At 54.3% G+C, this 6640-nt stretch carries 6 protein-coding genes; 3 read left to right on the top strand and 3 right to left on the bottom strand.

Annotation, left to right across the window (positions count from 1 at the left end):
* The first annotated feature begins 114 nt into the window (after positions 1-114).
* Positions 115-909, top strand: coding sequence for a YdcF family protein (locus tag BJ885_RS06710; RefSeq protein ID WP_121931465.1), 795 nt, complete (start codon positions 115-117; stop codon positions 907-909).
* Positions 910-962: 53 nt separating this feature from the next.
* On the opposite strand, the gene gap is transcribed toward BJ885_RS06710, so the two are convergent.
* Complete coding sequence (gap, locus tag BJ885_RS06715; RefSeq protein WP_029740556.1) at positions 963-1964, bottom strand: type I glyceraldehyde-3-phosphate dehydrogenase; 1002 nt, start codon at positions 1962-1964, stop codon at positions 963-965.
* Positions 1965-2153: 189 nt separating this feature from the next.
* Here gap and cybB point away from each other — a divergent pair, with 189 nt between their 5' ends.
* Positions 2154-2684 (top strand): cytochrome b561, encoded by a 531-nt coding sequence (gene cybB / locus BJ885_RS06720; protein ID WP_029740555.1) that lies wholly within the window; start codon positions 2154-2156, stop codon positions 2682-2684.
* A 45-nt stretch (positions 2685-2729) separates the two neighbouring features.
* Here the strand turns inward: cybB and BJ885_RS06725 are convergent, their stop codons facing one another.
* Together BJ885_RS06725 and BJ885_RS06730 are read right to left on the bottom strand one after the other, a co-directional pair.
* Positions 2730-3797 carry an oxidoreductase gene (locus BJ885_RS06725; protein WP_121931466.1) on the bottom strand — a complete coding sequence of 356 codons (1068 nt, stop codon included), beginning with the start codon at positions 3795-3797 and terminating at the stop codon, positions 2730-2732.
* Positions 3798-3810: 13 nt separating this feature from the next.
* On the bottom strand, positions 3811-4554 hold the full coding sequence (locus tag BJ885_RS06730; protein ID WP_047061832.1) for a DeoR/GlpR family DNA-binding transcription regulator: 744 nt from the start codon (positions 4552-4554) through the stop codon (positions 3811-3813).
* A 740-nt stretch (positions 4555-5294) separates the two neighbouring features.
* On the opposite strand from BJ885_RS06730, the gene BJ885_RS06735 reads away from it, so the two are divergent.
* Positions 5295-6632, top strand: coding sequence for a TolC family outer membrane protein (locus BJ885_RS06735; RefSeq protein ID WP_121931467.1), 1338 nt, complete (start codon positions 5295-5297; stop codon positions 6630-6632).
* Positions 6633-6640 lie beyond the last annotated feature (8 nt).

Raw genomic sequence — 6640 nt, forward strand, 5'->3', positions numbered from 1 at the left:
TTATTTCAGAAAAATGACAATTTGGGCGATAAAACAACGTCTGGTTTCAGAGCCCGCCTCTGCGTTATCGGTAAGAAGCCGCTACCCTGAAGAGACACAAATGAGGAGTTCACCATGGTTCAGCCCCATTTTCCCATCCTGCCGGATGCCACGCTGGCGGCCATCAATACTGTCGGTGAATGGCTGGCGCAGGATGACCTGAGCGGCAGCCGCCAGCCCCCGGACGTCGATGCGGTCATCCTGGCAGGGAACGCGGTGATCCCGACCATTGAGGCAGCCTGCCGTATTGCCGCGCAGAGAAAAATCCCTCTCCTGATTAGCGGCGGTATTGGCCATTCAACCGCGTTTTTATATTCAGCTATCGGCAGTCATCCGCGTTATCACACCTTACAGGTCGAAGGGCGGGCCGAAGCGAGCATTCTTGCCGACATTGCGCGGGAGTTCTGGCAGATCCCCGATGCGCGCCTGTGGATTGAGGATCGCTCCACCAACTGCGGTGAGAACGCGCGTTTTAGCTGGAATATGCTGAAACAGCATCAGCGCGCGACCGGGCGGGTGCTGGTGGTGCAGGACCCGACGATGCAGCGCCGTACGATGGCGACGTTTGCCCGCGTTTGTCAGGATGAACCCGCGTCACCGCAGTGGATAAGCCATCCTGGGTTTACGCCAGCGCTGCACAATGGCAAAGAGGGCGTGGAGTTTAGCGCGGGCAATAGCGGACTCTGGCCCGTTGACCGCTACCTGTCACTGGTTTTGGGGGAGCTGCCGCGTTTGTATGATGACGTTAACGGCTATGGCCCGGCCGGGCGGGATTTTATCACGCACGTTAACTTTCCTGAGGGGGTGATTGCCGCGTGGAAACAGCTGCAGCAGGATCCGGTCCTGAAGGGGGCGCGTAAGATAATCTAAGCACGGAACCATTCCCTCGCCCCATTGGGGAGAGGGTTAGGGTGAGGGGGAAATCACAGCGCCGCAAACTTATCCAGCGTCCGCACCAGCTGCGTCACGAAACCGTACTCATTGTCATACCACGCTACCGCCTTCACCAGCTGCAGCTCTCCCGCTTCTGACACCTCCGTCTGCGTGGCGTCAAACACCGAACCGTAATGCGAGCCAATCACATCGGACGAGACAATCTCTTCGTCGGTATACCCGAACGATTTATTGCCCTGCGTCGCCTTTTTCAGCGCGGCGTTGATCTCCTCGACGGTCACTTTCTTGCCGAGAATCGCCACTAGCTCGGTGACCGAACCCGTTTTTACCGGCACGCGCTGCGCGTGGCCCTTGAGCTTGCCGCTGAGCGCCGGGATCACCAGACCGATGGCCTTTGCGGCACCGGTGGTGTGGGGAATGATATTCTCTGCCGCCGCCCGCGAGGCGCGAAGGTCTTTCCCGCGCGGGCCATCCACCAGCGCCTGCGTACCGGTATAGGCATGAATGGTGGTCATGGTGCCCACTTTTATTTCAAACGCATCGTTCAGGGCTTTCGCCAGCGGCGCGAGGCAGTTGGTGGTGCAGGATGCAACGGAAATAATGGTGTCACTGGCGTCAATGGTGTCGTCATTCACGCTGTAGACGATGGTTTTCATCTCACCCGCAGGCGCGGAGATCAGCACTTTCTTCGCGCCGGCGTCCAGGTGCGCCCGTGATTTCTCTTCAGAGGTATAAAAGCCGGTGCACTCCACGACGATATCTACGCCTGCGGCTTTCCACGGAATGTGCTTCGCCTCTTTTTCGGCGTACACCGCAATGGTTTTGCCATCAACAATCAGCGCATCCTCGGTGAAATCGACGCTCCACGGGAAGCCACCGTAGTTGGAATCATGCCTGAGCAGGTAGGCCAGCACTTTCGGTGAGGTGAGGTCGTTGATGGCGACGACGGTATTGCTGTCCTGGGTTTCAAGAAGGCGACGCAGTACAAGGCGCCCAATGCGTCCAAAGCCGTTAATGCCAATTTTACTCATGGTGTTCTCCTGTAAACGTGTCGATGCGACAGTTTGAACTCATCCAGGCTTAGACCATCACGGGCAGGGCGGCAATTGAAGATGCTTCATGCGGGAGGAAGTATTTGAAAAACCATACAGAAAAGTTAATGAATTTTTAAGGAAAGGGGATTATGTTGGCGCGGTAACTGTTTTTAATCGGGAAATCACATGCGCACTAAATATACAAGCCTGCAAATCGGCATCCACTGGCTGGTGTTTCTGTTAATCATCGTCGCCTACTGCGCCATGGAGTTCAAAGGTTTCTTCCCGCGCACCGCGCGTCCAGTAATCAATATGATCCACGTCTCGTGCGGTATCAGTATCCTGGTGCTGATGGTGACGCGTCTGCTGGTTCGCCTGAAATTCCGCGCGCCGCCGATTCAGCCAAAGCCAAAAGCGATGGTGACGGGGATGTCCCATCTGGGGCACCTTGTGGTGTATCTGCTGTTTATTGCGCTGCCGCTGATTGGCATTGTGATGATGTATAACCGGGGCAGCGACTGGTTTGCGTTTGGCATGGTGATGCCGCATGCGGCGGAGTCAAATTTTGACCTGGTTGATGTGCTGAAAGAATGGCACGAGACGCTGGCGAACCTGGGCTATTTTGTGATTGGCCTGCACGCGGTGGCGGCGCTGATGCATCACTATTTCTGGAAAGATAATACTCTTCTGCGCATGATGCCGAAAAAGCGTCAGTAGTCTTTAACTCTTGCCGGGTAAGCGCAGCGCCACCCGGCTTGTTTTTTAACCCAGCAGCGCACGCTCTTCGGCAGTTAACGCCAGCGCCTGCCTTGACCCCGTCTCCGACGACTTCACCGCCGCTTCCAGAACGGCCATGACCGCCAGTGCCTCAACAGGGTGGACAGGGTTGGTGATTTTCCCGAGCAGCGCATCGCGTACGTTGACGTAATACTGGCGCTGATCGCCTTTCGGGGTAGGGATAGTCTGCGGTGCGCCGTCGGCCCCAAAGAACACCATGCTGTCGCCGTCTTCGCCCCAGGTTTCACTGCCCGGGATCACCCCTGCGAGCAGCTGTGCTTCCTGCTGGTCGATTCTGGCTTTCACCACGCTGCCCTTGTCCCCGTGGACGGTAAAGCGTGCCGTACCGCCAGCAACCAGCATGCTGGCGTGCAGAATGACCTTATGCTCCGGGTAGTTTAAAACCACGTGCGCCCAGTCGTTAATTTCTGCGCCGTCGCGCAGCGTCGCGATATTCCCCTGAACCGACTCCGGCAGGCCAAAGAGCTGTAGCGTCTGGTCAATCAGGTGAGGACCCAGGTCAAACCACAGACCGCTCCCGGGGACGTTCTGCTCGCGCCAGCGCACGCGCACTTCCGGGCGGAAGCGGTCAATGTGCGATTCCAGGTGTTTAACCTTGCCGAGCGTGCCTTGCTCGATAATCTGCTTAATGCCGAGGAAATCGCTGTCCCAGCGGCGGTTGTGGAAGACGGAGAGCAGCAGCTGCTTTTCATCCGCCAGCGCAATCAGGTCGCGGGCTTCCTGCATGTCGAGGGTAAAAGGCTTATCCACGACCACGTGCTTACCCGAGTTCAGGGCCAGCGTCGCCAGCGGGGCGTGCGTGGCGTTGGGGGAGGCAATCACCACCAGATCGATATCAGGATGCTGAATAGCCTCTTCCGGTGTCGCCACCACCTGTACGTCCGGCAGATCGCGTTTAACTTTCTCTTCATCACGAGAAGAGACCACGGCCAGCTTAATCCCGTCCACCGACTGGATCAGCGGGGCATGGAAGGTTTTACCGACAAATCCATACCCGATCAGCGCAATGTTGATTGTTTGAACTTTACTCATGACCTTCTCCACGTTAATTCGCGCATACCGTAACCTGCAGTGCGCTATGGTCCCCAAGCTCAGGCCAGGGACGATCTAAAAAGAGTTGTTGAATGCTGGATAACCCGGAAACCAGATACGGCTCGCAGCGGTTAATTTTCAGGTGGTCGGCGACAATCCAGTGCGCGTGGCTTGCGTCGAGCATCGCGCGTTTTACCTCGGCATCCGCTTCTTTACCGGCGCTCAAACCGAGTTCGGCATGAATGGCGCACGCCCCAAGAATGGCGATATCTGCCCGATAACGGGACAGCAAAGACAGCGTGGCGCTGCCGGCAAACAGTCGCTGCTTGTGGTCCCATTTCCCGCCGAGCAGGATCAGTTCAACGTCTTCCCGGTCGCTAAAATGCTGTGCGATATCCAGCGAGGGGGTAATAACGGTGAGCGGCCCCTGAAGAAAGGTGGCGACGGCCATCACCGTGCTTCCGGCATCCAGAAACAGGGTGGAGCCCGGTGGAACCTGCTGTGCGACCTGTTTACCCAGGCGCTGTTTGGTCTCCGGCAGCAGCGTATTGCGGCCCTGACGGTTCATGGCGGAGAGGTTAAGCGCGATGGCTCCGCCGTGGTTCTTCTGCGCAAGGCCCTGGTTTTCCAGGTCGGTCAGATCTCGACGGATGGTATCCGCTGAAACCTGCAGCTTTTCGGCCAGGTCGGTGATGCTGGCCTGGCCTTGCTCGCTGAGGATATCCAGGACGTAGCGTTGACGAGCGGTTTTGTGCATGGGAGTACATTCCTGCAAAATGTCGCAATAGTTTGCATAATACAGCATTTTGACGCAGAGAGAAGGGGATTGTGGTCATGCACGATGTGCAGCGGCGTGATGATTCAGATAGGTGATTATTAAAATTTTATTAAGCAGGTATAATCAAGCCGTTTTCAATGTTAATCACAATGTTATTGTTATGTTTTATTTAACGATTTGGGTTATGTAACCAGTATATCGCCATTGAGTAGGTTTAAATGCTGTTTAATAAAAACTATGCAGCATTTAATTGCTTTAATTAGTTTTTTAAAGGCATTTAATTTTAAATATACCCCTTAAGCTACGTAAATTGACACTTCTTTGAAAATCTTTGTGTCTGACCCGCTCTGAAATTAACGCAAAAATGTGCATAGAAAGAATTAAGAATTTTCCTTAGATAACAGAGGCTTTATATGTTTCATCTGAAAGGATACTTTAAGAGTTTTGTCCAGAAACCCCATATTTTTTCTTGCTTGTAACACCACATTAACATTGTGGCTGTAGTGGGCTATACCACATTTTGTTATGCTGCTAACCAGTTTAAGAAATAAGTAAATTCTTAATTGAAATAAGACGCAGGCAGATCTCATCTCCAATGGAAATGGGCATGGGAATTATTACCTAAAATCCAGCACGGTAGCTAAATAAGATATTTGTCTAATTATCTGTACCTCTTTTTGGGTATTTGCTTGAGTATCACTCAGAGTCAGGGAGATAACATGACGATATTACGAAAGCCTATGTTACGCCGATTTACAGCAGCACTGGCATTCATTTCATTAGCCATAAATACGGCGTACGCCAGTAGTAATCAGGTGGGTATTGCCCCGGTGGCAACCACAACCTTAAAAGAAAGTATTCTTTTTGCTATCGATCGCGATCCGTCAATTAGTCAGCAGGCCGCGCAATTAGGTATTGGCCAGGCACAAATAGATGAAGCGCGCAGCGGCTGGATGCCGCAAATATCGTTGAACGGGAGTACAGGCCACAGCCAGACCACCGATTCCAGCGGGTCGCTGAAGAATTCAGCCGCCTGGGGGCTGAGCCTGACACAGCTGCTGTACGATTTTGGCAAGACCAATAACAGCATCAGCCAGTCTTCCGCCCAGCGTGATAGCTACCGCTACCAGCTGATGGGCACGCTTTCGGACGTGGCGGAAAAAACGGCGCTGAGCTATGTGGAGGTCAAACGCTATTCCGATCTGCTGCAGGCGGCAATAGATAACGTGCAGGCGCTCAGGAACGTCGAGCAGCTGGCAAAGCTGCGCGCAGACGCGGGCGTGAGTTCCACCTCCGATGAGCTTCAGACCCGCACGCGTATTGCCGGCATGCAGGCGACGGTCGCGCAGTATACCGCCGCCTTAAACAGCGCGCGCGCCAGGCTTGCGGTATTAACCGGGATGCAGGCAGAAGCGTATTCCCCGGTGCCTGCGAACCTCGCGGTTGAGCCAGATTCGCTCAATCGTATTGATTATTCGTTAATACCGGCGGTGATGGCCGCGCAGAACATGGAACGTTCGGCCCAGTATGGCGTAGAAACGGCGAAGTCCCAGCACTGGCCGACGTTAAGCCTGAAAGGGGGGCGCACCCGTTACGAATCGGACAACCGTTCATACTGGGACGACCAGATACAGCTCAATATCGACGCACCGCTGTATCAGGGGGGCGCGGTTTCAGCTCGCGTTCGGCAGGCGGAAGGCGCACGGGCCATGGCCTCCTCTCAGGTCGATCAGGCACGTTTCGATGTCCTGCAAAAAGCCTCCGTCGCGCAGGCTGACTGGACCGGCGCACGGGGAAGAATGGAGGCAGGAAAGCAGCAGCTGGAAAATGCGCTGCGCGCCCGGGATGTTTATAAAAATGAATACACTCTGAGCAAGCGGAGCATTAACGATCTGCTCAGCGTTGAGCAGGATGTCTGGCAGGCCACCTCAGCGAAAATAATCGCTGAGTATGACGGCTGGAGTTCGGCAATTAATTATGCTTCCGCGGTTGATAATTTAATGCCGCTTATTGGAATAGAGAAAAACGCTGCCGCAAAATTACCCGATTTGAGTTAATAAAAAAC

This window comes from Enterobacter sp. WP_7_1 (assembly GCF_003688535.1).
Taxonomy (GTDB): domain Bacteria; phylum Pseudomonadota; class Gammaproteobacteria; order Enterobacterales; family Enterobacteriaceae; genus Enterobacter; species Enterobacter asburiae.